The organism is Litorivivens sp. (assembly GCF_041625495.1).
Lineage (GTDB): Bacteria > Pseudomonadota > Gammaproteobacteria > Pseudomonadales > Spongiibacteraceae > Litorivivens.
Genome location: NZ_JBFJTH010000001.1, coordinates 36,120 through 62,080, shown reverse-complemented (window position 1 = coordinate 62,080; position 25,961 = coordinate 36,120). Strand labels below are relative to the sequence as shown.

Genomic DNA, 25,961 nt, shown 5'->3' with positions numbered 1-25,961 from the left:
ACAAAACCGTAAGTGTGTGGTTTTTGGCTTGTATAGTCGCACCGCCTCGCTAACATGCGCAGAGCTTTTCGCTGAGTGGAGTTTATGACCGCCTATTTTATCCGGCGCTTTCTGCTAATCATTCCCACCTTTATCGGCATCACACTACTGGTGTTTGCGGTAACCCGTGTGGTACCTGGTGGTCCAATTGAACGCCTGATGACCGCCTCGCTGGTAAGCGGCGAGCAAAGCGCCGGTGCACGCGACACCCGTTCCGGCAACACGCTCTCCGCTGAACAAATCAAACAATTGGAAGCCTACTACGGTTTCGACAAGCCAATGCTGGAAAGCTACGGTATCTGGTTAGCAAAAGTGCTGCGGTTTGATTTGGGTGAATCCAGCCGCTACCAGGATCCAGTGTGGTCAATCATTAAAGAGCGTTTTCCCGTGTCCATTTTCTATGGGCTCACGACCCTGCTGCTGACCTACATTGTCTGTATTCCGCTAGGGGTAGCCAAAGCACTGCGGCATCAAACCAGCTTTGACAACCTGACTTCCGCTGTCGTTTTTCTCGGGTATGCGCTGCCAAGCTACGTGGTGGGCATCGCCCTCGTCAGCCTGTTTTCTGCCCACTGGGATTTCTTCCCGCTAGGCGGATTCGTCAGCGACAATTATGAAGACCTGGGCACCTGGGAAAAATTCAAAGATATTTTCTATCACGGCACCCTGCCCCTGATCGCGTACATGGCAGGTAGCTTTGCCATCACCACCTTTATGATGAAAAACGCGTTAATGGACAACCAGGCTGCCGACTACATGCGTACCGCCTCTGCCAAGGGGCTTACCCGCAGCCAGGCTGTGTGGCGTCATGCCTTTCGCAACAGCCTGATACCAATCGCGACCTCTTTCGGCGGCAACATTGCATTTTTTATGAGCGGCTCTTTCCTGATTGAAACCATATTCAATATCGACGGCATAGGTCTGCTCGGTTATGAAGCAATTCTGGAACGCGACTATCCTGTGGTGATGGGTATTTTGGTGATTACCTCACTGCTGTTTTTGATTGGCAATATTCTTTCGGACTTTATCGTGGCCTTGGTGGACCCCCGGATTCGCTTCGGAGAAGCGCGCTGATGCTGAAGCTCAATCCGGTAGCCAGAAAACGGCTGCAACGCTTTAAGGAAATTCGACGCGGCTACTGGTCAGCCATCATTCTGGCGGCACTGTTTGTACTGAGCCTTGGCGCGGAACTCATCGCCAATCAGCGAGCATTATTGGTGATTTATGAGGGCCAGTGGTATTTCCCGACCTATGGCGGCATATTGCCAGGCGAAACCTTTGATCTGGGGTATCGCTACGAAACCAACTACAAAGACCTGAAGCTCAAATTGGAAAGCAGTGGCAAGGGAACCGTCATCATGCCGCCAATTCCCTATGGACCTCTCGAAACAGACCTGAGCGTGGGTGATTTCCCACCGCACGCGCCTTCTCTGGCCACCGCACATTATCTGGGCACAGATACCAGTGGCCGGGATGTGCTGGCACGAATCATTTATGGTTTTCGAATCGCCCTGCTGTTTTCCCTACTTCTTTTGTTTTTCAACTATCTGGTAGGCGTCAGTATCGGTTGCATGATGGGGTTCTGGGGCGGCGCCTTTGATCTCGTATTCCAGCGCCTGATCGAAATATGGTCCAATATACCCTTTCTCTATGTGATCATGATTGTCGCTTCCATTGTACAACCCGGCTTTTGGACACTGGTGGCCATCATGGTGTTTTTTGGCTGGACCTCCATCACCTGGTACATGCGCACCGCCACCTACAAAGAAGCGGCCCGCGATTATGTGATGGCGGCTCGCGCTATTGGCGCGTCTAACACACGCATCGTGTTTAAACATATTCTGCCAAACAGTGTATCCACACTGATCACCTTCGTTCCTTTCTCGGTTGCTGGTGGCATTACTTCGCTGACAGCACTGGATTACCTCGGCTTTGGCCTACCGCCACCCACCCCCAGCTGGGGTGAGTTATTAAAGCAGGGCACAGAAAACCTCGACGCCCTCTGGATGGTACTGTCAGTCGTTGGCGCCATGACGCTAGTGCTAATGCTGGTTACTTACATTGGCGAGGCTATCCGCGAAGCCTTCGATCCCCGGAAGTTCAGTTACTATGATTAACACCGCTAGCGGCCGGACTAAGAGCGCAAACGCGCGCATCATCGCCGTAAAGGCCGCGCTTGGCTGCCTTCTCAGCTGGCTATGGGTGAGTTCTTGTTACGCAGCGCCGCCATCCCTGCCGGCAGATATCGTGTGGGAGACTAATCTGGAGGACCCGATATTTGCGTCGCCCAATGCAAAACGCGGCGGTAGGTTTCGCACTTTTATCACCACCTTTCCACTAACCTTGCGCCTTGTCGGCCCTGATGCCAACGGCAGTTTTGCTGGTTATTTGCGCGCCAACGCTTTGCCACTGGTGGATATTCATCCCAACACGTTGAATCCCATCCCCATGCTGGCAACGCACTGGGCCTTCGACAAAGACGGCAAAACCGTTTACTACAAGCTTGACCCCGATGCGCGCTGGTCGGACGGGGAGCCTGTGACCGCTGATGACTACCTCTACACGATTGAGTTTATGCGCTCTGAGCATATCGTCGCGCCGTGGTATACCAATCACTACAGCAACGTGATCGTGGATATCCAAAAATACGACGACTACACCATCGCAGTGACCGGTGCCGTCCCAAAACCCAAAGATGAACTCCTGTACGAGTATGGTCTGCGCCCCACCCCTGCGCACTTCCACCAACTCGACGAAAATTGGGTGCGCAACTACAACTGGAAGATTGAGCCCAATACCGGCCCCTACCAGATCGCCCATATGCGCAAGGGTAAATATATCGAATTTGATCGCAAGCCAGACTGGTGGGGCGACGATAAACGTTATTTAAAATACCGTTACAACCCGGATCATGTGCGAGTTAAGGTAATCCGCGATATCAATATGGCATACCAGTATTTCGCGAAGGGTGATCTGGACACCTTCCCTCTAGTGATGCCACGTTTCTGGCACAAAAAGGCCCAGGGTGATATCTACGACAAAGGGTGGGTCGGTAAAATCAAATTCTACAACGACGTACCCCAGCCCTCTTCCGGCATGTATCTGAACGAAGACGACCCGGTTCTCGCCGATCGCAACGTGCGCTACGCGATCGCGCACGCTACCAATGTACAGAGGGTGATCGACACGGTTCTGCGCGGCGACTATGAACGACTGAACTCTCAATATGAAGGCTATGGGGACTACACCAACCCCGCGGTTCAGGCCCGCCCTTTTGATCTGGCAAAAGCCAACGCCTTGCTGGATGAAGCAGGCTGGCAAGAGCGCGATAATCGCGGCATACGCATCAAAAATGGACAGCCATTAAGTTTGCGTATCACCTACTACAACAGTGGCCACAACGACCGCTTGGTAATCATTCAGCGTGAAGCATTAAAGGCCGGTATTGATTTCCAGCTGCAACTACTGGATGCGTCAACAGCTTTCAAACAGATACTCGAGAAGAAACATCAGATTGCCTGGATGGGCTGGTCGGGAGGTGGCTTATCCCCGGCATTCTGGGAGTTTTATCACTCAGTGAATGCACATAAACCGCAAACCAATAATGTGACCAATACCGACAACCCCGAGCTCGACGAAAAAATTGAGGCCTACCGCAAAGCACAGCAAAAGGATGCGCGTGTAGCGCTGGCACACGAACTGCAGGAAATGATTCACGAGCAGGGCTCATTCATCCCCACCTTCAAGGTCCCCTATACGCGGGAGGCCTACTGGCGCTGGCTGCAATTGCCGCCATTTATTGCCACCCGTACCAGTAACAGCGTATTCGATACCATGGGCAGCAACGGCGGCCTGTTCTGGATTGATACCGACCGACAGGCAGAACTCGAAGCGGCCCGTAGCGACAATACCGACTGGCAACCCTCCCTGATAATCGACGAGACCTGGCGCCGATGACTCCACTACTGAACGTAAAGGGACTGACAACTCGCATTCGATCGGAACAGGGCAATCTGGCCGTTGTCGATGACGTGAGCCTGCAAATCAGTGCCGGTGAAACGCTAGGCCTTGTTGGGGAATCAGGCAGCGGAAAAAGTATGACGGCGCTGTCCATCATGGGCCTGCTGCCTCGCCCAGACAGCTACCTTGATAATGGTTGTGTCGATTTTGACGGAACCGATATAGCACAGCTGAATTCGCGTGCCCTGGCCCAATTGCGCGGCAATGAAATCAGCATGATTTTTCAAGACCCAATGACCGCTCTCAATCCCGTGAAACGCGTTGGCGAGCAGATTCTGGAAGTCTTGGAAATACACAAACAGGTACGTGGCAAACAGGGCCCATCTCAGGTAGTCGATCTGCTTCGCGCCGTTGGCATTCCGCACCCAAACGAACGCTTTGACAGCTACCCCCACGAACTCTCCGGCGGAATGCGACAGCGTGTGATGATTGCTATGGCGCTGGCCTGTCGCCCCCGCCTGCTTATAGCAGACGAACCGACCACGGCGCTGGACGTAACGGTACAGGCACAAATTCTCCGCCTGATAAAACAATTACAGCAAGAGCGAGACACAGCGCTACTGTTTATCACTCACGATCTGGCGCTGGTTTCCCAGATCAGTGATCGCATTGCCGTGATGTACGCCGGCCATATTGTTGAGTGTGCCAGCACTTCACGCCTGTTCAGCAAAGCCCTGCATCCCTATACCCGCGCATTGTTAGCCTCCACCCCCAGCGTGGGCGCAGTACGCAAAGAACGGCTACCCAGCATTCCCGGGGCAGTCGCAAAGCCCGCGACCTACTCGGCATTGTGCCGGTTTCGCAATCGCTGCAGCTTTGCGACCGAGCGTTGCAGCCAGGAGGCTGTATCGCTGGAAACCACCGACACCGGACAGCAGGTACGCTGTCTGCGTTGGCGCGAGTTGGCAGAGGATTGAGCATGCAAAACCCGCTACTGGAAGCCCGCGACCTAAAGTTGCACTTTATCCAACGCTACGGTGTCTTCAAGCAACACAAAAACACCATCCGCGCGGTGGATGGCGTCAGCTTTTGCATTTATCCCGGCGAAACCCTGGGTTTGGTCGGAGAATCAGGCTGTGGCAAAAGCAGCCTAGGCAAAGCCTTGTTAAACCTGCACCGCCCTACTGGCGGAGAACTTCGCTTCCAGGGGCGGGCTATTACACAGCTGGACAACAAGCACTGGCGCCCCTTGCGGGCAAAACTGCAAATGGTGTTTCAGGACCCTTTTGAATCTCTCAATCCTCGCCATACGGTCGGCCACATACTGGAAGAACCGCTAATTGTCCATCGCCGAGGCACCCCTGCCGAACGGCAAGCCAGAATACGCGAGTTGATTGACCTGGTTGGCCTGAACGACGAGGCCCTGAGCAAATATCCCCACGAATTTTCCGGTGGCCAGCGACAACGTATTGGGATTGCCCGCGCCATCTCACTGGAGCCCGACGTGCTGATCTGTGACGAGGCGGTATCGGCGCTGGATGTATCGGTACAGGCCCAGATTCTCAATTTGCTGATTGAGATCCAGCAGCGAATGCACTTGGCGATGCTGTTTATATCCCACGACCTGTCAGTCGTGCGCCATATCTCCGATCGAATTGCGGTGATGTACAAGGGCGCTATCGTAGAGCTTGGGGACGCCACCGAGGTTTGTGAAAGACCGGCACACCCCTACACGCGCGCTTTACTGGATGCCGTACCGCAGCTGGGCAAACCCTGGCATGAAAGTACCAACATTCACGGCGAAGCCTCCACCACAGGTAGCGAAGCTGGCTGCGCCTTTGCGCCGCGCTGCCCACGTGCGGCCGACCGCTGCTACCGTGAGCGGCCAGTACTGGACAGCCCCGATACTGGGTCACGCATCGCCGCGTGTCATTTCCCACTGGGTGACGACGATCACTAGGCGGCACCTTATTCAGTTTCTCTCGCTGCAGTGCTGGCCGCTACCAAGTTGATAATGCTATGATTTTGCGGCAGTTCACCCGACTATATGACGATGCGACCCAAAACCGCCCACCGCAACGATTACGTTCCGCTTAAGTACGCTCGCACAATGCTGCGCGTAGCCGAAGCGCAGGGCTACGATCCGTCAACGCTGCTGCGCTCGCTGAACTTACCGCAAAACCCGCTTGACCCCAATGCCGACCCAGAGAGCCCCATCGACGCCCGTTATTACACGCTGATCTATAGCCGCGTGATGTGGTTGCTGCAGGACGAATCGTTTGGGCTGAATTTGCAGCGTCCAACACCAACCGGCACGTTTCGCATGATGTGCATGTGCATTATTCACTGCACAACACTCGAAAACGCCTTACATCGCGCGGCGGAATTTATGGCCTTCTGCCGCAATATCACCGGGCTGTCGCCGGTCAGCACACGGCCGATCAAGCGCACCGGGAATGGTCGGGCAACCTACACCTTCAATACGACCTACCTGCTTGAAGATGCGCCGAGCCTGGACAACGATACGGTTGTGCATTGCATGGCTATCTGGCGGCGCCTTTGTAGCTGGCTGATAGGCCGTCATATCCAATTACACGAAGTGCGCCTCAAGGGCCCGGAACCTTCAGACGCCAGTTATTTCGAACAGATTCTGGGCTGCGACATCTACTACGAGCAGCTGGAAAATGCCTTTGTGCTCCCGGAGCACTATCTGGACTGCCCACTGGTCCATACGGAAGATTCCCTGCGCGAATTCTTACGCGATGCGCCCTACTACCTGATGGTGTCGACCGATGATGAAGACACGTCGCTAATCGCTCAGATGAAACGCATCGTCGGCAACGATCTCAGCCGTGATTTCCCCAGCGTGGTCGCCATGGCCGAACAGCTCAATATGTCTGTGCGCACGCTGCGCCGTCGACTCAAGGAATACGACACAACCTACCAGGAGTTCAAAGACAACCTGCGTAAGGAACATGCCATCCGCTGGCTGAACCAGCCCGAGCTTAAAATAAATGCCGTCTCGGCCTTACTCGGATTTGACGAGCCCAGCGCCTTTCACCGCTCGTTCAAGAAGTGGACCGGCATGACACCCGGCGAGTACCGTGCGAGCCGTAAAAAACAGATGTCGCGAAAAGAAACAGAATAAACGCCAACCTCACTTAACGCCGGAATTCCATGTACCCGCTAAACCGAGCTGAGCACGTTAAACTTCACCACGCATTGCGCTACGCCGGCCTGCTATTGCTGGCCATTATGCTCAGCGCCTGCAGCAAAAATACACCTTTGGCAGAGCGGCCACTGCCCGCTCAAAACCCGCCACAAGAGCGCAGATTGCCTTTCGATGGCGCGCATAACTTCCGGGACCTCGGCGGCTACCAATCCGCCGACGGCAAAACAGTACGATGGGGACTGATCTACCGCTCAGACAAACTGTCAGATATTAGCAGTGCTGATGAAGCCTATCTCGAAGCGCTGGAAATTCGACGTATTGTAGATTTTCGGTCTGAATCAGAGCGTCTTGATGCACCTAACCGAGTCGCACCTGATTCGTCTATACGCATTGTAAATAAGCCCATCGCCATTCGGGCCGCCGCTGTGGATCAAATGATTGAAACCATCACGTCCAGCACAACCACAGCGGCTGATATGCAACAGTTCCTCGTCAATGCCAACCGTGAGATGGTTGAAAAATATACGCCTGTCTATCGAGAATACCTGCAGGAACTTCTCGTTGAATCCAGCTATCCCACCGTATTTCATTGCACTGCAGGGAAAGATCGTACCGGCTTCGCTGCCGCCCTGGTACTCAGTGCGCTGGGGGTGCCGCGCGAAACCATCGTACAAGACTATCTGGCCAGCAACGACTATAACCGCGAATACATCGACAAGATGGTACTTTACATTAAGCTTGGCAGCCTGTTTCGCGCCAATGACGAAGCGGTGCGCGCCCTGTTTGGTGTGCAAGAGCGCTATCTCAACGAAGCCTTTGCTGCGATCGACGAACACTACGGCAGCATGGACAATTACCTGCAGCAGGGTCTGGGCATAGGCCCCGTCGAGCGACAGCAACTGCGCGACATCCTGCTTTACTGATTACCCATTCGGTCCGCCACCAACCCCTCCGTTCGGGTGATGCGCCAACATGCGCTGCACCCTACCCTTTCCTTCGATTCAGGGAGTACCCATGTCCATTGGTGTTTTATTCGTTTGCCTAGGAAATATCTGTCGTTCACCGGCAGCACAAGGCATTCTCGAAAAAAAGATAGAAGAAGCCGGTCTCAGCGAGCATATTCGCGTGGACTCCTGCGGAACTGCGGCGTTCAATGTCGGCAAAGCACCGGATACGCGCTCACAGGAAGCTTCTTTGCGAGCAGGCTACGACATCAGTCAACAGATCGCCCGGCAGATTTGCGATGACGACTACCAGCATTTTGACTACATCATTGCGATGGACCGCATCAATCTCACCAACGTTGAAGCCTGGGCACCTAAAGACTTTAGCGGCGACATTGAACTCTTTATGAATTATTGCAAACACGGCGGCAATGCCCAGATTCCAGATCCTTACTACAAAGAGGCCGAGGCATTTGATGCGGTAATTTCCACACTGGAAAAGGCCGCGCAGGGATTGCTAACCCACATAAGAGAAAAACACGGACTCTGACACTCCCATGAAATTTGTACTTTCCACGTCTTTCAGCACTGTTGCCCACCTTACCCAGCTCGCGCCTGTCGCCGACGAGTGCGGCTGGGAAGCCATGTCCTTTTCAGATCACGTGGTGCACCCGGAGGCCATAGATACTCCCTACCCCTATACCAAAGACGGCTCTCGTCGCTGGGAGGCGTTTACCGACTGGCCCGACCCCTTCGTCATGGCCGGAGCCTTAGCCACTATCACCAAGCGTCTCAAATTCACCAACAATATTTTTGTGCTGCCAATGCGCAATCCGTTTCTGGTGGCCAAAGCAATCAGTACCGCAGCCATTGTTTCCAACAATCGGATTATCCCGGCAATCGGCGTGGGCTGGTCAAAAGACGAGTTTCAACTGATGCAGCAGGATTTCCATACCCGTGGGAAACGGGCTGACGAAATGGTGGAAGTCATGCGTCTGCTTTGGTCTGGTGAGATGGTGGAATACGAAGGCAAACACTACCAGTTCAATAAACTCGAAATGAACCCCGCTCCCACGGCCCACATTCCAATCTGGGTAGGAGGCATCAGTGACGCCGCTATGAAGCGAGCTGCACGCCTCGGTGATGGCTGGGTAACTGACCTGCAAACCTCGGATGAAATCATTGAGTGCATCAACAAAGTGAACGGTTACCGTAAAGAATACGGTCGCGATCACCTGCCCTTCAGTGTCATGGCAACACCATCAGATGCCTTTACGGTCGATGGTTACAAAAAACTCGAAGACAATGGCGTCACTCACATTCTGACGATGCCGTGGCCCTTTTATCACGGTGAAACTGACGACATCGACAAGAAAATAGATGGCGTGAAACGCTATGCAGAAGACATTATCGAGAAAATGTCATAGCAGACTGCACGCTGATGGACGGGCGTCTGCCGGAGTAACTAATCCGGGCAGGCGCGCACTCCACGGGAAAAGTTCGAGTACCCGAACTATTGCGAGAAGTTAATTATCTGGTCAACGCCCGCCGGCAAAGCCAGAGTCACACGACCTTCACTTACAACCTCCCTAATCGAGCTACTGCTCACTAGAGTGCCATTCGAAAGCGCCGTTAATGTGAGCATTACCGGGCTGTCGCTAGTCATCACAACCTGTTTATCCGCTCTATCCGCAACGCCAGCATCTGCCAGATTCAACGACAACGCGGCGACATTTTTCAGATCAACACTAACCCTACCGTTAAGTGGCAACGGATCATTGAGCTGCCAGGCTTGGCTGTCACGGAGCGCAGGGCTTAATGTTTTCTGGTTAGGCGGAAGGAATTCAGGCGAGCCCGGCACCGCAACAATGTCAGCCTCGCCAATGGCACCACTGTTTACGCTAACCTGCGCGAAATCGACATTGTCGATCGCTTTGATTTCGCTCAACCACCACGCCCCCTGTGGCCCGACCCCGAGCCGTTCATCAATCGCTGACGGTTCCCAGCGATACACGAAATTGCCAGGACGTTGCTTGCGGGTATCTACGTCATTCAGCCATGAAACCATCCACTTAGCAGCTTCTTCATACGCTGGATAAGCAATATCTTTGAGGGTCCAGATAACATGATCTTCAGCGACATAATGATCGAACACATAGCGGTAGCCATAGTCTTTTATCGCATCAACGGTGGCACGGGCATCCGCAAATGGAACCAACTGATCAAAGCTGCCATGCGCGTGATAATAGCCGTTCCACTTTAGATTCTGCAGCAACTCGGGCCCTTTGGGTTCTGCGCAGCCCGAAGATCCCGGTGAACAAGGCAACAGCGGACTATCGGCGTGAGAACCGGCCAGCACAACCCCACCTGCGAACACCTCGGGGTATTTAATCATCAGGTTGATGGTGCCGATGGCGCCCATGGAGTAACCACTGCTGATTGTGCGCTCCGAATCTATGGTGAAGTGCTGCGCGATATCGCGCCACACCTCCCAGAAATCGACTTCAGCTGCACCATTGTAACCGCCCGCCGGACCGCGCCCCAATGTGGTCGCGCATATGGATTGGCGCAAACGTTCGCAGGCGCCATCAAGGAAATTGGGCACAGTCGCGCTGTATTGATTGTGATTCTGGGTGAGGCTGTGCAGCAACCAGGTAAAAACTGTCGGATTTGCGGGGTCCTCCCGATAACTTTCCGGCAGATAAAAACCATAGGGCTGCACCTGATCATAATATTGTGGCTGGTTAACCGGGTTTTCTGTTCGATCAATTCCCGCGGCCTGACCACCGTCCTTCAGCGCCTCACCAGATAGGGACGAAACATACCAGCGATTACTGTAACCCTTCACGAGCGGCTCGGGCTCGGTTTCGCCTAGCCTCGTCCAATCCAACTCGATGGAAAACTCACTAATATCGCGCTGATTTAACGCTGTGGCTTGCTGTTGGTCGAACCAGAAATTATTCAACGGCGCCTCGTCTTCATAGTCGCGAAACGCAGCATTAAAAACCGGTGGCTGCGTTGGTAACTTTCGGAACGCGGCGTTGTCGTCCAAAAATCCGCCATTGCCGTCGTGTATGCCGCTCACCAGATAAATGGTCCACGGTTGCGTATCGATCGGAAACAGGGATTTTGGCAGAATGGCAACAAAGGAGCGCGACGCTAGATCCGATTTGAACTCACCAATGGCGACCGGCCCATTGCCATCTTTGAAATCAACGGTTACCCCGGCCGACGACAGCAGCACCACGGCGTCTATACCCGGTGCCGTCACTCCCGCACCAGGAATCTCGTCATCACCGCCACTGTGATAATCCAGCGCAAAAGCCGCAATCGGCACTTCCGTGGCGAGCATTGTCTGCCAGTCCACTCGCCAATAGCTGTTCTGGGAATCAGCGCCAATGCCCACTCGAAATATGTCAGCGCCGTTACCCGCCTGATCCGGTTCGGGGTAATGATAGCTGCCGCCGCTGGGGGTGCCCACTCGATAAATCGGCGGATTAGGCCCAAGCGCGCCATGAGCATCGTAGACAAAGTCTGTCCAGTAGAAAGCGCCATTGGCGTACCGTCCTGTACCCGAGGTTCGTGGTGCGCCCTCTTTGAAAGGCCAGCTCGGGTTAGTGCGAAGAACAGGCTCTTGTCCAAAGGCAGCCGGCGGCGCGCCACTGGGAACTGCGGAGCGCGATATAACATCCGGCGCCGGTGACTCCGGTGCCGCCGATGCGGGCGCATTGCCGGAACGGGAGGAACTGGAGCTGCTGTTGCAGGCGGCAAGAAAAATCACCGTTAGTAGAAATACAAACCGCATCGCGCACTACCTTGATTATTATTTAAGCACATAGTAGCGACACCCGCGCCCTGTAGCTACAACCATCCGGGTGATATCAGCGCGTTAGCAATACCAACGATTCCATATGACTGGTTTGCGGAAACATATCGGCCCACCTCGCCGCCGATATGCCAAAGCCCCCGGCGATCAGAATAGCCAGATCGCGCTCCAGCGTCGCCGGATCACAACTCACATATACTACCCGCGTAACAGCCGAGGCGGCTAACGCTTCACACAACTCTCTGGCTCCAGCCCGTGGTGGATCCAGTAGCGCCTTATTCACGTTAATTCCAGCCAAGGCGTTAGCTTGAAATAGATCTCGAGAAAGATAAGTCAGGTTATCAAGGCCGTGCTCAGCGGCTTGCATCCGCGCCCTTCCCACCATGGCATCGTCCACTTCCAGCCCTACCACCTGTACGCCAGCTCGGGCGATGGGCAACGAAAAATTACCGAGGCCAGCAAAGGCATCCACGACTTGATCACCCGATTCCAAGTGTAACCAGTCGACGACTTGCGTCACCAGCTGCCGGTTTATGGCCGGGTTTACCTGCGTAAAGTCACCGGGTTCAAAACTAAGTTCGCCATCCGGGTAAATCAGCTGCACAGGTGATTCGAACAATACGTTACCTTCGCCAATCACTTGTGCCAGCGTTATCGGAAACGATCCGCAGAGATTATCCAGAGCCGCCTGAGTTGGTTTTTTTCGTAACATTAAAACAGCAGCCACGCGGTCGCCGGCGCCTTCGACCAGGTGCAACTCACCGGCGTGTGCATATTGCAACCAATCAGAGTGTGCATACACCTTTTTCAGCGCCGCACTGAGTCCCGTCCGGGCAATCAGGCAGTTCGGCACAGCAACAATGCTATGACTGCCGTGCGCGCGCAGGCCAAGCTTTCCGCGATCGAAAAACAGCCGCAACCGATGCCGGTAGTGCAAACTGTCAGCAGTGAACGGTGTCATCGGCTGCGGCCCATCGAGACGCGATAACATGGCCCCAAACCGTTCATTTTTCCAACGTATTTGCGCCCGATCCGACAGGTGCTGCAGCTGGCAGCCACCGCAAACCTGATAGTACGTGCAGGGAGGATCGGCGCGATCGCTTGAGGTGACTTCACGTCCGACACTGCGAGCCTCATCAAAGCGCTTTCCGGCAGTTCGCATTTCCGCAATGACGGTTTCGCCCGGCAATGCATCGTCAATGAACACCACCTTCCCATGGCGCCTTGCTATACCTCGACCGTCATCGGCGAGTGACTCTATGGTCAGTGTATCGCGCCACTTCTTAACCGGCTTGACCTTAGCGGGTTTAAAAACTCGTAACCGACTCATGGCTGAAATGACCGTGGCGCAAAAGCGCGATAGCGTTCCACGCAATCGCGCTTGCGGGCGTCCAGATAAGCGATTTCCTGCGGCGTTTTGGCATCGGCGCTACCCAGCTCCCGACAGGAGATCGCCTGGTAGTAATCAGTGCCGCGGTCGTCGGAACGAGTGACCGGGCTGAGTTTGGTCACGGGAAGTTCAGCTTCACGGCCTTGCACCCGCTCACCGGCAGTCGCCAGCGAGGCAAAAAGCAGACCTACCAGGCCCGAAACGGTGCACATTCGCCCTATTGTCATATCCTATCCAGCTGTTTTTACGTTAGAATGCCCAGCTTTGCTATCAATCCACCCGGCGGGACGCGGGAATATTAAATGAATACTGAAGTACTTGAAAATCTAAACGTTGCTGCGCAGGAAGTTCTGATTACCCCGGCGTTGCTCAAGAGCGAGCTGCCACTGTCAGAGAAAGCCGCATCCACCGTCAGTAAATCGCGCAAAACCATTCGCGATATCCTCGATCGCAAGGATCACCGTCTGTTTCTGGTGGTCGGCCCCTGCTCCATTCACGATACCAAGGCTGCGATGGATTATGCCAATCGCCTCAAGGCGTTGGCTGAAAAGGTTGAGGACACCATCCACCTGGTGATGCGGGTCTATTTCGAAAAACCGCGTACCACCGTGGGCTGGAAAGGGCTGATCAACGACCCCTACCTGAATGACACGTTCAAGATTCAGGAAGGCCTGCACATCGGCCGCGAGCTGCTTATCAATATTTCAGAGCTGGGATTGCCCACTTCCACCGAGGCACTAGACCCCATTTCGCCTCAATACATGCAGGATTGTATTGCCTGGTCCGCTATTGGTGCCCGCACCACTGAATCGCAAACCCACCGGGAAATGGCCAGCGGCCTGTCTTCGGCGGTCGGCTTTAAAAATGGCACTGACGGATCGCTGGAAGTCGCAATCAACGCAATGCAATCGGCATCCAAACCCCACCGCTTCCTGGGAATCAACAACGAAGGCCAGGTGGCTGTAATCCACACCCGTGGCAACCCCTATGCACACGTGGTATTGCGTGGCGGTAGCGGCGGCCCCAATTACGACTCGGTGCATATCAAATTGGCTGAAGCGGAGCTTGCCAAGCACAACCTGCCTGCCAACATCATGGTCGATTGCAGCCACGCCAACTCCAATAAGCAGCCCGAGCTGCAGCCACTGGTAATGGAGAATGTGACTAACCAGATTCTGGAAGGCAACAAATCTATTGTCGGACTGATGGTTGAAAGCCACATCCACGCCGGCAATCAGAAAATCCCCGCCAACCTGGAAGACCTGAAGTATGGCGTTTCTGTAACTGACGGCTGTGTAGGCTGGGAAGAAACAGAAGCCGCCATTCTGGATATGCACGCCAAACTCAAAGACGTGCTGCCTGCGCGCTGATGAGCAGCGATTTCCCCACAGCTATTCGCTGGGAAAAGGGCGAGCTCTGGTTATTGGATCAGACTCGCCTACCCCACAGTGTCAATTACGAAAAGCAGGAAAGCGCTCAGCAACTGTTTGACAGCATCCACGCGCTGAAGGTACGCGGTGCACCGGCTATCGGCATTGCTGCAGCCTACGGACTGTGTGTCGTCATGGCGCAGCACCGGCACCTTGCCTTTGCAGAATTCCAACGTGAATTGATCACTCAGGCAGATTTTATCAATAGCTCACGACCGACCGCTGTCAATCTACAGTGGGCGCTCGAGCGACTGAAAAGCATTGCCGCAACGTTCACCGAGCCCGACACCGCGAAGCTACTGGCACGACTCGTCAGCGAGGCCGAAGCCATACATGACGAAGACAAGGCGCTGTGCAAGGGTATTGGCGAGCAAGCTCTAGCGCTAATTACCGACGACTGCGGGATTATGACGCACTGCAATGCCGGAGCGCTCGCCACGGGTGGCATCGGCACGGCCACAGCGCCAATGTACCTCGCCCACGCAAACGGGCAGAAATTCAGGGTGTTTTCCAATGAGACGCGCCCGTTGCTGCAAGGATCTCGCCTGACCAGCTGGGAGCTCCATTGCGCCGGCATTGATGTAACACTATTGACGGACAATATGGCGGCACAAACGATGGCCTCTGGCGCAATCGACATGGTCATAGTCGGCACCGACAGAGTCGTCGCCAATGGTGATGTGGCCAATAAAATCGGAACGTTGGGCGTAGCAATCTTGGCGCGGCACTACAATATACCGTTTTACGTCGCCTGCCCCTCCTCCACCATCGACCTGCAAACCGCCAATGGCAGCCTGATTCCTATCGAGCAACGCAACGGCGACGAAGTGCGTGGGTTTGGTGGTCAAAAAGCCACCATTGATGAAATCAAGACCATTAACCCTGCATTTGATGTAACGCCAGCAGAGCTGGTCAGCGGGATTATCACAGAGAAGGGAATTGTCAGTGCGCCTTATAACGAAAATTTAAAGGCGCTGTTCGCGCACTAAGCACCGCCGGGCGTTTATCCTATTGCCCTGCGGCGCATCATGCGCAATTGATGACTGCGTTATTTAAAGTACGCGTTTTCAGTATTGGTATGATCGGTCATGTCGCGAACGCCCGCCAATTCAGGCACCTGTTCAACCAGCGACTTCTCGACACCTTCTTTCAGGGTGACGTCAACCATACCGCAACCCTGACAGCCCCCACCAAACTTCAAGATGGCGTACTTGTCCTGGGTGATTTCCACCAGCGACACTTCGCCACCGTGAGCTGCCAAAGACGGATTGACCTCGTTGTAGAGAATATAATTTACGCGATCTTCCAAGGGGCTGTTTTCATTAACCTTGGGCAGGCGTGAGTTTGGCGCCTTGATTGTGAGCTGACCACCCATGCGATCCTTAGCGTAGTCGACCGTCGCATCTTCCAGGAACGGCACGCTGCGGCTTTCTACAAAGACATTCAGCACCGGATATTCAATCTGGATATCGTCTTCTTTGGAATCGCCCTCACGGCAATAGGCGATACAGGTTTCCGCCTTTGGCGTACCTGGCTGAGTAATAAACACACGCACACCCAGCACATCGTCGCCCTGCTTGGACAGCAACTCCGCCAGATAATCCTGCGCAGATTCGGTGATGGTCATTTTCACTTCAGTGCCGTCAGTAGCGGCAACCGTTTGACCTTCCGACATAAATACCTCTTAAGTTCTGCCCGCGCCCCAGGCTGAAACCGTGTTTCAGCCGAGTAATCGCGGGCGTAGTCTGATAGAATTCGCCAGTTTAACACGAAGGCCAAATTCGACGTAAGCGCAGAGCCGTTTATGGGGCCTTTTATTTGCGTTTTCAAGCAGTTAATCCCACACAGTTATCAAGGATTTAGCAACACAATGGCCAATCGAGCACAACGCATCCAGGCACTCAAAGACGCCCTCCAGAACCGTATTCTGGTTATAGATGGCGCTATGGGAAGCCTGATCCAGTCTTACAAGCTCGAAGAACCCGATTACCGCGGCGAACGCTTTGCCGACTTCCATATCGATATCAAGGGCAATAACGACCTGCTCTCGATTACCCGCCCCGATGTCATCAAGGAAATCCATCAGGCCTACCTAGATTCGGGCGCAGACATCATTGGGACCAATACCTTCAACTCGACGCAAGTGGCTCAGGGCGACTACGAGATGCAGTTTATCGCGGAGGAGCTGAACCGAGCTGGCGCGAAAGTCGCTCGCGAAGTGGCGGACGCACAGACCGCTGCCACGCCGGATAAGCCTCGCTTTGTCGCAGGCATTCTCGGCCCCACGCCAAAAACGGCGTCCATCTCACCTGACGTGAATGATCCTGGTGCGCGCAATATTAGCTTTGACCAGCTGGTTGAAGACTACTACGCAGCCACCAAAGCTTTGGTGGAAAGCGATGTAGATCTGCTGTTGATAGAAACCATTTTCGACAGCCTGAATGCCAAGGCTGCGATCTACGCGATACTGCAATATTTTGAAGACAGCGGTATTGAAGTACCCATTATGGTGTCGGTAACCTTCCCTGATGTCAGCGGCCGCACCCTGTCCGGCCAAACGCCGACGGCATTCTGGAACACCATTGCTCACGCCAAACCGTTGATCGTCGGCACCAACTGTGGCCGTCGCATCTCTGAAATCCGCCCCTTCTTCGAAGAACTCGCCGATGTGGCCGAGTGCTATGTGAGTGGCCATTTCAACGCTGGCCTGCCCAATGAATTCGGTGAATACGACGAAACTCCAGACGACATGGGGCGCGAACTGCGCGAGCTAGGCGAGCGTGGCTACCTCAACCTGGTCGGTGGCTGCTGCGGCACCACACCTGCCCATATCGAGAAAATCGGCGCTTCGGTCGCAGATGTAAAACCCCGCGAAATCCCGAAGAAAGCCGTCGCTTGCCGACTCAGCGGTCTGGAGCCATTTACCATCACACCCGACTCACTGTTTGTAAACGTGGGCGAGCGCTGCAACGTGACAGGCTCAGCCAAGTTCAAACGACTGATTCTGGAGGGTGATTATGACACCGCACTGGCGATTGCCCGCGAACAGGTGGAAAACGGTGCGCAGATAATCGACGTGAATATGGACGAAGGCATGCTCGACGCAGAAGCGGCCATCGTCAAGTTCCTTAACTTGATCGCCTCCGAGCCTGAAATCTCCAAAGTGCCCATCATGGTCGACTCCTCCAAATGGGATGTGATTGAAGCTGGCCTGAAGTGTATTCAAGGCAAGGCCGTGGTGAATTCGATTTCCATGAAGGAAGGCGAAGCAGAATTCATTGAAAAAGCTCGCATCTGTCGCCGCTTCGGTGCGGCGGTTGTGGTCATGGCTTTTGACGAAGATGGCCAGGCCGACAACATCGAGCGGCGTAAAGAGATCTGCTCAAAATCCTACGACATTTTGGTCAACAAGGTGGGCTTTCCGCCGCAGGACATCATTTTCGACCCGAATATCTTCGCGGTAGCTACAGGTATTGAAGAGCACAACAACTACGCTGTAGATTTCATCGAATCGGTAAAATACATCAAGAGCGAACTACCCCACGCACTGGTGTCGGGCGGCGTATCGAATGTGTCATTTTCCTTCCGTGGCAACAATCCGGTGCGTGAAGCCATTCACTCGGTCTTCCTCTACCACGCTATCAAGGCCGGCATGGACATGGGAATTGTTAATGCAGGCCAACTGGCTGTTTACGATGATCTACCGGAGGAACTGCGCGAGCGTGTAGAAGACGTCATTCTCAATCGTCGCGATGACGGCACTGAGCGCTTGCTGGATATTGCTGAAAAATACCGAGGCGACGGCAGCACTGCCAGCAAACAGGAAGATTTGAGCTGGCGCGAACTGCCCGTGGCAAAGCGTATCGAACACGCCCTTGTGAAAGGGATTACCACCTATATCGAAGAAGACGCCGAACTCGCACGCCAGGAGGCCAGCAAGCCCATCGACGTGATTGAAGGGCCGCTAATGGACGGTATGAACGTGGTCGGCGACCTGTTTGGCGAGGGCAAGATGTTCTTGCCTCAGGTAGTGAAATCTGCCCGCGTGATGAAACAGGCGGTGGCCTACCTTCAACCCTACATCGAGGCGGAGAAAGAGGAAGGCGCCAAGCCAAACGGCAAGATACTGATGGCCACAGTGAAAGGCGACGTGCACGATATCGGCAAAAATATTGTGGGCGTGGTGTTGCAGTGCAACAACTTCGAGGTTATCGATCTCGGCGTTATGGTCCCCTGCGACAAAATACTCGACACTGCCAAAAAAGAAAACGTGGACATTATTGGCCTGAGCGGTCTGATTACTCCATCGCTCGATGAGATGGTTCACGTCGCGGCAGAAATGCAGCGGCTCGACTTCAACGTCCCGTTAATGATTGGTGGTGCCACTACCTCCAAGGCACATACTGCGGTCAAAATCGAACCTAAATACAAAAACGACGCTGTGATTTACGTAGCTGACGCTTCACGCAGTGTTGGCGTAGCCACACAGCTAATCAGCGACACCCAGAAAACCGCCTTTGTTGAGGCGCGAAAAGACGAATACGCACGCATCCGCGAACGGCGCGCCGGCAGCGAGAGTCGCGGCCGCCGACTGCCCTATACCGACGTTCTGGGGCGCGGTTTTCAGACTGATTGGGCAAGCTACACGCCGCCAACACCCAAGTTCACAGGAACGCGCACCTTTAACGATTACCCCTTGGAAAAACTGCGTGAAACCATCGACTGGACGCCCTTCTTCATTACTTGGGGACTAGCCGGCAAATACCCGAAAATCCTCGACGATGAGAAAGTCGGTGAAGCCGCAAGAAACCTCTTCAATGATGCCCAGGCCATGCTTGATCGCATCATTGAAGAAAAGCTGCTGAAAGCCTCGGGCATTATTGGCTTCTGGCCTGCCAGCAGTGAAGGCGACGATGTCGCCCTGTACAATGACGACGGCAGCGAGCTGGCGACCCTGCACCACTTGCGCCAGCAAACCGAAAGGCCGGACGACAAGCCCTATATGAGCCTGGCGGACTATGTTGCACCCAAAAGCAGCGGCGTGAACGATTACGTCGGCGGTTTTGTGGTCACCGCCGGTATTGGGGCTGAGGCGCTATGCGCGGAATACGAAGCCAAGAATGATGACTACAGCGCCATCATGGTCAAGGCACTGGCGGATAGGCTGGCCGAGTCCTTCGCTGAACATATGCATCAGCGCGTACGCACGGAGTTCTGGGGTTACGTAAACAGCGAGAACTTCAGCAACGAAGAGTTAATCAAGGAGAAGTATCAGGGTATCCGCCCTGCTCCCGGCTACCCGGCCTGCCCCGATCACACCGAAAAGCCCACGCTGTTCAGAATTCTGAACGCCGAGGCTGAAACGGGTGTCGAGCTGACCGAGCATTTCGCCATGACACCGGCGGCTTCAGTGAGCGGCTTTTACTACTCGCACCCTGAATCTCGCTACTTTGCAGTTGGCAAAATAGCCAAAGACCAAGTAGCGAGCATCGCCGAGCGCAAGGGTAAAACGCTGCAGGAAATGGAGCGCTGGCTGTCACCGGTGCTGGACTACGATCCCTGATAGCGCCGCAGGTTGCTAACCGACTAACCCCATCAGGGAGCAACGGGTTTTCCTGCTGAAACAGGCGTAACAGTTCACAGGAAAGCCCAGCAGCACCTTACTTTCTAACAGGCACAAAAAAAGCCTCACTAGGAGGCTTTTCACGTATGGGCTAACTGCCGCTGACAATATCTCAGTGAGGCATACCCGCCAGCCAATAGGTCACTGTACCAACAACCAGCGCAATCACGGCTACTGTTGCGAACGCGTCAGCTACCGCATCTTCACGAGCTTCTTCAGACATCAAACATTCCTCTAGATAAAACTGACCGAAATTTTAAAGCCCGTATTGTACCGGATTCGCCCCAACGTACAAGTTCGAAAGGAGCCATAACAGCCAGGATTACTTCGCCAGGTAGGCCATAGCCTCTTCCAAGCCCTTCAGAGTTAGTGGGTACATGTGCCCTTCCATCTGACGGTGGGCCAGCTCAATGGACTGTGTCCACCCCCATTCATCCTGGGGCACTGGATTAAGCCAGGCAACCTTGTCGTAGGTGTCGGTTATTCGCTTAACCCAAACCTCACCGGCCTCGTCATTCCAGTGCTCAACACTGCCTCCCGGCTGCAGAATTTCGTAGGGAGACATCGACGCATCACCAACAAAAATCACCTTATAGTCGGAGCTGTATTTGTGCATGATATCCAGTGTGGAGATGCGCTCTGCATGCCGACGAACGTTGTTTTTCCAGACAGACTCATACAGATAGTTGTGGAAGTAATAGTATTCCAGGTGTTTAAACTCGGTGCGCGCAGCGGAGAATAACTCCTCACAGGTGCGCACATAAGGATCCATAGAGCCGCCCACATCGAAGAACAGCAATACTTTCACGGCATTATGGCGTTCCGGCACCATCTTGATATCGAGCATGCCAGCATTGCGCGCTGTCGACTTGATGGTGTCATCCATGTCCAACTCATCGGCCGCACCGGTGCGCGCAAACTTGCGCAGACGCCGCAGCGCTACTTTGATATTGCGGGTACCGAGCTCGACACTGTCATCCAGATTTTTAAAATCACGCTTTTCCCAAACTTTTACGGCCTTCTTGTTTTTGCTCTCGCCGCCAACCCGCACACCTTCCGGATGGTAACCACTGTGCCCGAAAGGCGAGGTGCCGCCTGTGCCGATCCACTTGTTACCGCCCTCGTGACGTTCTTTTTGCTCTTCCAAGCGCTTTTTGAATTCTTCAATTAGCTTGTCGAGCCCACCCAGCGATTCAATTTTCGCTTTCTCTTCATCACTTAACTGCTTGAGAAACTCTGTGCGCAACCAGTCGTCGGGAATCATTGCCTCGATAACGTCATCAAGGGTTTCAAGATCCCGAAAATAACGCCCGAAGGCTAGGTCAAATCGATCGTAGTACTTTTCGTCCTTGACCATGCATATACGGGCGAGGTGATAAAACTCCTCGACGTCAGCGAAGACGAGCCGCGCTTTAAGCGCGGATATCAGGTCCAGCAGTTCGCGGATGGAGACCGGAACCCCGGTTTCTTTGAGGGTGAAGAAAAAACTGACAAGCATGGGATATTAGCCGCGGCTCTCTCTGCGATGCATAAAGGCCAAGCGCTCCAACAGGTGAACATCCTGCTCATTTTTGAGCAAGGCGCCGTAGAGCGGTGGAATCGCTTTGCTGCTGTCGCGGTTTTTCAGGATTTCGTCCGGCACATCGTCTGCCATCAACAGTTTCAGCCAGTCGATCAGCTCAGAGGTTGAGGGCTTTTTCTTTAGACCTGGAATGCTGCGTACGTCGAAAAACACTTCCAACGCCTCATTGACCAGATCTTTTTTAGCGTCCGGATGATGAACCGCAACAATTTTTTGCATGGTTTCCCGATCCGGGAAATTGATGAAGTGGAAAAAGCAGCGACGCAGAAAAGCGTCTGGCAGTTCTTTCTCGTTATTACTGGTGATGATGATAATCGGACGTTGCTTGGCCTTGATAGTCTCACCTGTCTCGTAAACGTGAAACTCCATCTTGTCCAACTCAACCAACAAATCGTTGGGGAATTCGATGTCTGCCTTGTCGATCTCATCGATCAACAGCACAACCTGCTCTTCTGCTGCAAACGCCTCCCACAACTTTCCGCGTTTGATGTAATTCGAGATATCATGAACTTTGTCGTCACCAAGCTGGGAATCTCGCAGTCGCGATACCGCATCGTACTCATACAGGCCCTGTTGGGCTTTAGTAGTAGATTTGATATGCCATTGCAGCAGGGGCTTTCCCAAACCTTTGGCGACTTCCTCGGCCAGCATGGTTTTACCGGTGCCGGGCTCGCCCTTGATTAACAGGGGGCGTTGCAGTGCAACCGCAGAATCAACCGCCAGACGCAGATCGTCCGTTGCGACGTAATTTTCGGTACCTTCAAACTTCATGTGCTCTACCTTTTTTCATGCAATTCTTTGGCTGGCGCTGAGAGTAGCGTCAGCGCTCACCTTTAACAATTTCGCTTTCGGCCACGTCACTGATCTCAGAGGACATATTTGCCTCCATTCTGGCTTTCCGCTTGGCGCGAAATCCGTTGATCAGGCGGGCTAGGATAGCCGACAGAATCCCGGCACCTATACAGGCAAGCACCAGCAGGTTCATGGCTTTTACTGCTGCAATCGTGTTGCCGATAAACGCACCCAGTACGACTACAACCAACGCAGGCACAAGAACTTGATTGGCGTCTTCGTGGATAATCGGCAATAACAGCACCGTGCTTGCCACCAAGCGAATAAAACTGCGTATATACGTATTGCGTATACCTGACGTCCAGAGGCAACCGATAATAATCAGAACCGTACAGGCACCGAGATAGGCAGCCCAGGCCGTCACATATTCTCTATATTCAATAACGGATTCCATACCCTGCTACAACAACCTCAATTCTGCTCTACCCAGTGCACGATATGTTCTTCCAGGCCATCCGGATGCACATCGCGCTCGCTTAGACAGCGCCCCAGGATGGAATGCCCCTCGCTGTGCACACGCTCCCGATCGCCACACACCAGATGATGCCAATCTGCCAACCCGCGTCCATCATGCATACGCCGGTAACTGCAACTCGGCGGCAACCACTGCAGATCGTCAACATCGGCGGGAGTCAGTTTTACGCACGTAGGCTCTTTTTTGAGGCGGTCAGCGTAATGGCTACACCGACAAGATTCAATGTCCAGCCACTGACAGGCCACTCTGGTATAGTAAATATCGCCGGTATCAATATCTTCTAGTTTATGCAGACAGCATTTGCCGCAGCCGTCGCAAATCGATTCCCACTCCTCCGGGGTCATCTCAGTCAGGCTTTTGATTTCCCAAAATTTTTTCACGATTTTCTCGGATCAAGAGCAGCTTCTGGTAGCGGCGGCATCTGCAAGTAGAACCCCTGTTCAGCGAGAGCCTTGAGGACTTTTGCGGTATCGGCACGGGCCAGTTTTTGTTCGGGGGTGAGCAGCATTGTCATTGCCAGCTCGGCACTACCAAACTGCTTTTGCAAGGCCTCCGGCACGCGCGACATACCCTCGCGTTTCTCAACATACAGGTACATACCTTCCTTTTGCGAGCTTCGGTATATACTTACAATTACTTTGGAATCAGTCATTTACGCTCAATACTTCATTTAAAATTGGCTTTAGTATAGGGCTGCGCCAGCCATCGAGACCAGGAGCAAGCCTCTCTAGCCGAATACTGTCCTCAATATCGCGCTTACTCATCAGCAACTCGCGTGGCACTGCCAACTCATCACCGAGACCATCCACCGCATCGCGCAATGCTTTCGCTTTTGCTTTCTGGGCGGTGTTCAGTGGAAACTCCAAAGGGATTTGCCCGTCATCTCGGTAGTCGACAGCCAGGATGTCACACAGAGTTTCACCGTGACGCCTTATGACGGATGGTGTCAGGCCCTTTATTTTCGACAACGCACCAGGATGGCTCGGACGACGTTTAGCCAGCTCGATACAGATTGCATCTTTTACGATACGCCCACGGGGCACATCCTGCTCGCGCGCCACCGTCTCACGCCAGATACACAGAGCTCTCAGACAGAGCTGATCCGTCGGCGACAGTCGCCAGGCGCTCTTAATCTTACGAAAATAATCCTCAAGCGGCGCCTGCTGCTCGGCGCGGTCGATGCAACGATCACCCTCTTCCAGCCACCAACTCATTCGCCCCTGCTCTTCCAAGGCATCCCGGATTACCTCGAAGGCCGGCATCAAGTGCAGCACATCCAGCACCGCATATTGACACTGGGCATCGCTGAGCGGGCGTTGCAGCCAATTTGAGCGGGTTTCATCCTTGTCGATGGCAATACCAAGCAAGGTATCAAGCAGGCGCTGGTAACCCAGCCCGACCCCGAAACCGGCCAGTGCCGCCCCCACCTGAGTATCCAAAAGGGGGCGTGGCAATGCGCCGAGAAGGCGCTGAAAAACTTCCAGATCCTCACTAACTGAATGCAAGACCTTGATTACATTCGGGTTGCGAAACAGCGCAACCAGTGGCGCCCAGTCCGTAATGGCGAGCGGGTCTATCAGGTAATGCGACGTGCCATCTGACAACTGCAACAACGCAGGTATCGGGTAGAAGGTGTCCGTGCGCATAAATTCGGTGTCGAGCATAACCACAGGGCACTGCGCTACACTGGCGATGCTATCGGCCAAGCCTGCATTATCGGCTACAAAGCTAAAATCACTCACTCGACAATCCGCCGGCCGCTCAGGGCATGAGCCAAGGTACCACTGTCGACGTACTCCAGCTCGCCGCCCAAGGGCACGCCGTGGGCAATGCGGGATACTTTGACGCCTTGCTCTCGCAATTGCTCTGTAATGTAGAAAGCCGTCGCCTCCCCTTCAATGGTTGGATTGGTCGCCAATATCAATTCTTGGATATCCAGTTCGCGAGCGCGATCGACCAGCCGGTCAATGCCAATATCTTCAGGGCCTATGCCGTCAATTGGCGACAGGTGCCCCATCAACACGAAATACTGACCGTTGTACCCACCAGCCTGCTCAAAAGCGATGACATCCGCCGGTGATTCGACTACGCAGATCACTGTCTTGTCTCGTTTCTCACTGCGACAGATCGAGCACAACTCATGCTCCGACAGGCTGCGACAGCCGCGACAATGGCCAATCTTGCTCACAGCCTTGTTGAGCACCTCCGCCAAATGCACAGCACCTTCGCGCTTGTGTTGCAGCAGATTAAACGCCATGCGTTGCGCCGATTTCCGGCCAACGCCCTGCAAGATGCGGAGCGCTTCTATCAGCTCTTCAATGATGGGGCTGAAATGACTCATTTAAAGGGAAACCCGCCCCCTAGACCGCCAAACATATTACCAAGCGCACTTTTGTTACTTTCCTCTACGCGACGCACCGCATCGTTAATTGCCGCTGCCAACAAGTCTTCGAGCATGGACTTGTCTTCGCGCATCAGCCCGTCATCAATTGTTACCGCTTTAACATCATGGCGACCATTCATCGTCACTTTAACCATGCCAGCTCCGGCTTCTCCGGTAACTTCTTGCCTGGCTAGTTCTTCCTGTGCCTTTTGCATCTGCTCCTGCATCTGGCCAGCCTGTTTCATCAAATCTTTAAGGTTCTGCATAGCGATTTCCTGACGCGCC

General features: G+C 53.9%; 24 protein-coding genes. 12 read left to right on the top strand and 12 right to left on the bottom strand.

Features of this window, described 5'->3' with window-relative positions:
- Window positions 1-84: 84 nt before the first annotated feature.
- From ABYP39_RS00300 to ABYP39_RS00260, 9 genes are all read left to right on the top strand, one after another.
- Entirely contained in the window at window positions 85-1,113 is a 1,029-nt protein-coding gene (locus ABYP39_RS00300) for an ABC transporter permease subunit (RefSeq protein ID WP_372780736.1), read from the top strand.
- 2 nt (window positions 1,114-1,115) lie between these two features.
- Window positions 1,116-2,156 (top strand): ABC transporter permease, encoded by a 1,041-nt coding sequence (locus ABYP39_RS00295; RefSeq protein WP_372747577.1) that lies wholly within the window; start codon window positions 1,116-1,118, stop codon window positions 2,154-2,156.
- Entirely contained in the window at window positions 2,149-3,996 is a 1,848-nt protein-coding gene (locus ABYP39_RS00290; protein ID WP_372758187.1) for an extracellular solute-binding protein, read from the top strand. The genes ABYP39_RS00295 and ABYP39_RS00290 overlap by 8 nt, the downstream gene beginning before the upstream one ends.
- Window positions 3,993-4,976 (top strand): ABC transporter ATP-binding protein, encoded by a 984-nt coding sequence (locus tag ABYP39_RS00285; protein ID WP_372780735.1) that lies wholly within the window; start codon window positions 3,993-3,995, stop codon window positions 4,974-4,976. The genes ABYP39_RS00290 and ABYP39_RS00285 overlap by 4 nt, the downstream gene beginning before the upstream one ends.
- Window positions 4,977-4,978: 2 nt before the next feature.
- Complete coding sequence (locus ABYP39_RS00280) at window positions 4,979-5,959, top strand: ABC transporter ATP-binding protein (protein WP_372747572.1); 981 nt, start codon at window positions 4,979-4,981, stop codon at window positions 5,957-5,959.
- Between the two features lie 93 nt (window positions 5,960-6,052).
- A complete protein-coding gene (locus ABYP39_RS00275; protein WP_372780734.1) occupies window positions 6,053-7,147 on the top strand; it encodes an AraC family transcriptional regulator in 1,095 nt (364 codons plus the stop codon).
- Window positions 7,148-7,176: 29 nt separating this feature from the next.
- A complete protein-coding gene (locus ABYP39_RS00270) occupies window positions 7,177-8,094 on the top strand; it encodes a tyrosine-protein phosphatase (protein ID WP_372747569.1) in 918 nt (305 codons plus the stop codon).
- Between the two features lie 91 nt (window positions 8,095-8,185).
- Window positions 8,186-8,665, top strand: coding sequence for a low molecular weight protein-tyrosine-phosphatase (locus tag ABYP39_RS00265; protein WP_372747568.1), 480 nt, complete (start codon window positions 8,186-8,188; stop codon window positions 8,663-8,665).
- 7 nt (window positions 8,666-8,672) lie between these two features.
- Window positions 8,673-9,542: an LLM class F420-dependent oxidoreductase gene (locus tag ABYP39_RS00260; protein ID WP_372747567.1), complete on the top strand. Its 870-nt coding sequence runs from the start codon at window positions 8,673-8,675 to the stop codon at window positions 9,540-9,542.
- Window positions 9,543-9,628: 86 nt separating this feature from the next.
- Here the strand turns inward: ABYP39_RS00260 and ABYP39_RS00255 are convergent, their stop codons facing one another.
- The 3 genes from ABYP39_RS00255 to ABYP39_RS00245 all read right to left on the bottom strand — a co-directional run bounded on the left by ABYP39_RS00255 (window position 9,629) and on the right by ABYP39_RS00245 (window position 13,558).
- Window positions 9,629-11,920 (bottom strand): hypothetical protein, encoded by a 2,292-nt coding sequence (locus tag ABYP39_RS00255; RefSeq protein WP_372780733.1) that lies wholly within the window; start codon window positions 11,918-11,920, stop codon window positions 9,629-9,631.
- Between the two features lie 76 nt (window positions 11,921-11,996).
- Complete coding sequence (locus ABYP39_RS00250; RefSeq protein WP_372780732.1) at window positions 11,997-13,271, bottom strand: class I SAM-dependent RNA methyltransferase; 1,275 nt, start codon at window positions 13,269-13,271, stop codon at window positions 11,997-11,999.
- Window positions 13,268-13,558 carry a hypothetical protein gene (locus ABYP39_RS00245; protein ID WP_372747564.1) on the bottom strand — a complete coding sequence of 97 codons (291 nt, stop codon included), beginning with the start codon at window positions 13,556-13,558 and terminating at the stop codon, window positions 13,268-13,270. Before ABYP39_RS00245 ends, ABYP39_RS00250 begins: the two co-directional genes overlap by 4 nt.
- A 75-nt stretch (window positions 13,559-13,633) precedes the next feature.
- On the opposite strand from ABYP39_RS00245, the gene ABYP39_RS00240 reads away from it, so the two are divergent.
- Together ABYP39_RS00240 and mtnA are read left to right on the top strand one after the other, a co-directional pair.
- Window positions 13,634-14,701: a 3-deoxy-7-phosphoheptulonate synthase gene (locus ABYP39_RS00240; protein WP_372747563.1), complete on the top strand. Its 1,068-nt coding sequence runs from the start codon at window positions 13,634-13,636 to the stop codon at window positions 14,699-14,701.
- Window positions 14,701-15,750, top strand: a complete 1,050-nt coding sequence (gene mtnA / locus ABYP39_RS00235; RefSeq protein WP_372747562.1) for an S-methyl-5-thioribose-1-phosphate isomerase — start codon at window positions 14,701-14,703, stop codon at window positions 15,748-15,750. The genes ABYP39_RS00240 and mtnA overlap by 1 nt, the downstream gene beginning before the upstream one ends.
- 59 nt (window positions 15,751-15,809) lie before the next feature.
- Here the strand turns inward: mtnA and nfuA are convergent, their stop codons facing one another.
- A complete protein-coding gene (gene nfuA, locus ABYP39_RS00230) occupies window positions 15,810-16,436 on the bottom strand; it encodes a Fe-S biogenesis protein NfuA (RefSeq protein ID WP_372760521.1) in 627 nt (208 codons plus the stop codon).
- 195 nt (window positions 16,437-16,631) lie between these two features.
- Here nfuA and metH point away from each other — a divergent pair, with 195 nt between their 5' ends.
- The gene (metH, locus tag ABYP39_RS00225; protein WP_372780731.1) at window positions 16,632-20,324 is read left to right on the top strand and encodes a methionine synthase; all 3,693 of its coding nucleotides are present in this window, start codon (window positions 16,632-16,634) and stop codon (window positions 20,322-20,324) included.
- A 382-nt stretch (window positions 20,325-20,706) separates the two neighbouring features.
- Here metH and ABYP39_RS00220 read toward each other — a convergent pair whose 3' ends face one another.
- The 8 genes from ABYP39_RS00220 to ABYP39_RS00185 are packed head-to-tail and all read right to left on the bottom strand — an operon-like array spanning window position 20,707 to window position 25,942.
- On the bottom strand, window positions 20,707-21,882 hold the full coding sequence (locus ABYP39_RS00220) for a VWA domain-containing protein (protein WP_372747936.1): 1,176 nt from the start codon (window positions 21,880-21,882) through the stop codon (window positions 20,707-20,709).
- A gap of 6 nt (window positions 21,883-21,888) precedes the next feature.
- Window positions 21,889-22,737: an AAA family ATPase gene (locus ABYP39_RS00215; protein ID WP_372747937.1), complete on the bottom strand. Its 849-nt coding sequence runs from the start codon at window positions 22,735-22,737 to the stop codon at window positions 21,889-21,891.
- 49 nt (window positions 22,738-22,786) lie between these two features.
- Window positions 22,787-23,212 (bottom strand): hypothetical protein, encoded by a 426-nt coding sequence (locus ABYP39_RS00210; protein ID WP_372747938.1) that lies wholly within the window; start codon window positions 23,210-23,212, stop codon window positions 22,787-22,789.
- A gap of 17 nt (window positions 23,213-23,229) precedes the next feature.
- Window positions 23,230-23,676: a YcgN family cysteine cluster protein gene (locus ABYP39_RS00205; protein ID WP_372780743.1), complete on the bottom strand. Its 447-nt coding sequence runs from the start codon at window positions 23,674-23,676 to the stop codon at window positions 23,230-23,232.
- Window positions 23,670-23,945: a YcgL domain-containing protein gene (locus tag ABYP39_RS00200; RefSeq protein WP_372747939.1), complete on the bottom strand. Its 276-nt coding sequence runs from the start codon at window positions 23,943-23,945 to the stop codon at window positions 23,670-23,672. The genes ABYP39_RS00205 and ABYP39_RS00200 overlap by 7 nt, the downstream gene beginning before the upstream one ends.
- The gene (rnd, locus tag ABYP39_RS00195; protein WP_372780730.1) at window positions 23,938-25,035 is read right to left on the bottom strand and encodes a ribonuclease D; all 1,098 of its coding nucleotides are present in this window, start codon (window positions 25,033-25,035) and stop codon (window positions 23,938-23,940) included. The genes ABYP39_RS00200 and rnd overlap by 8 nt, the downstream gene beginning before the upstream one ends.
- Window positions 25,032-25,634 carry a recombination mediator RecR gene (gene recR, locus ABYP39_RS00190; RefSeq protein WP_372747941.1) on the bottom strand — a complete coding sequence of 201 codons (603 nt, stop codon included), beginning with the start codon at window positions 25,632-25,634 and terminating at the stop codon, window positions 25,032-25,034. The genes rnd and recR overlap by 4 nt, the downstream gene beginning before the upstream one ends.
- Window positions 25,631-25,942, bottom strand: a complete 312-nt coding sequence (locus ABYP39_RS00185) for a YbaB/EbfC family nucleoid-associated protein (RefSeq protein WP_372747942.1) — start codon at window positions 25,940-25,942, stop codon at window positions 25,631-25,633. Before ABYP39_RS00185 ends, recR begins: the two co-directional genes overlap by 4 nt.
- Between the last annotated feature and the right edge of the window lie 19 nt (window positions 25,943-25,961).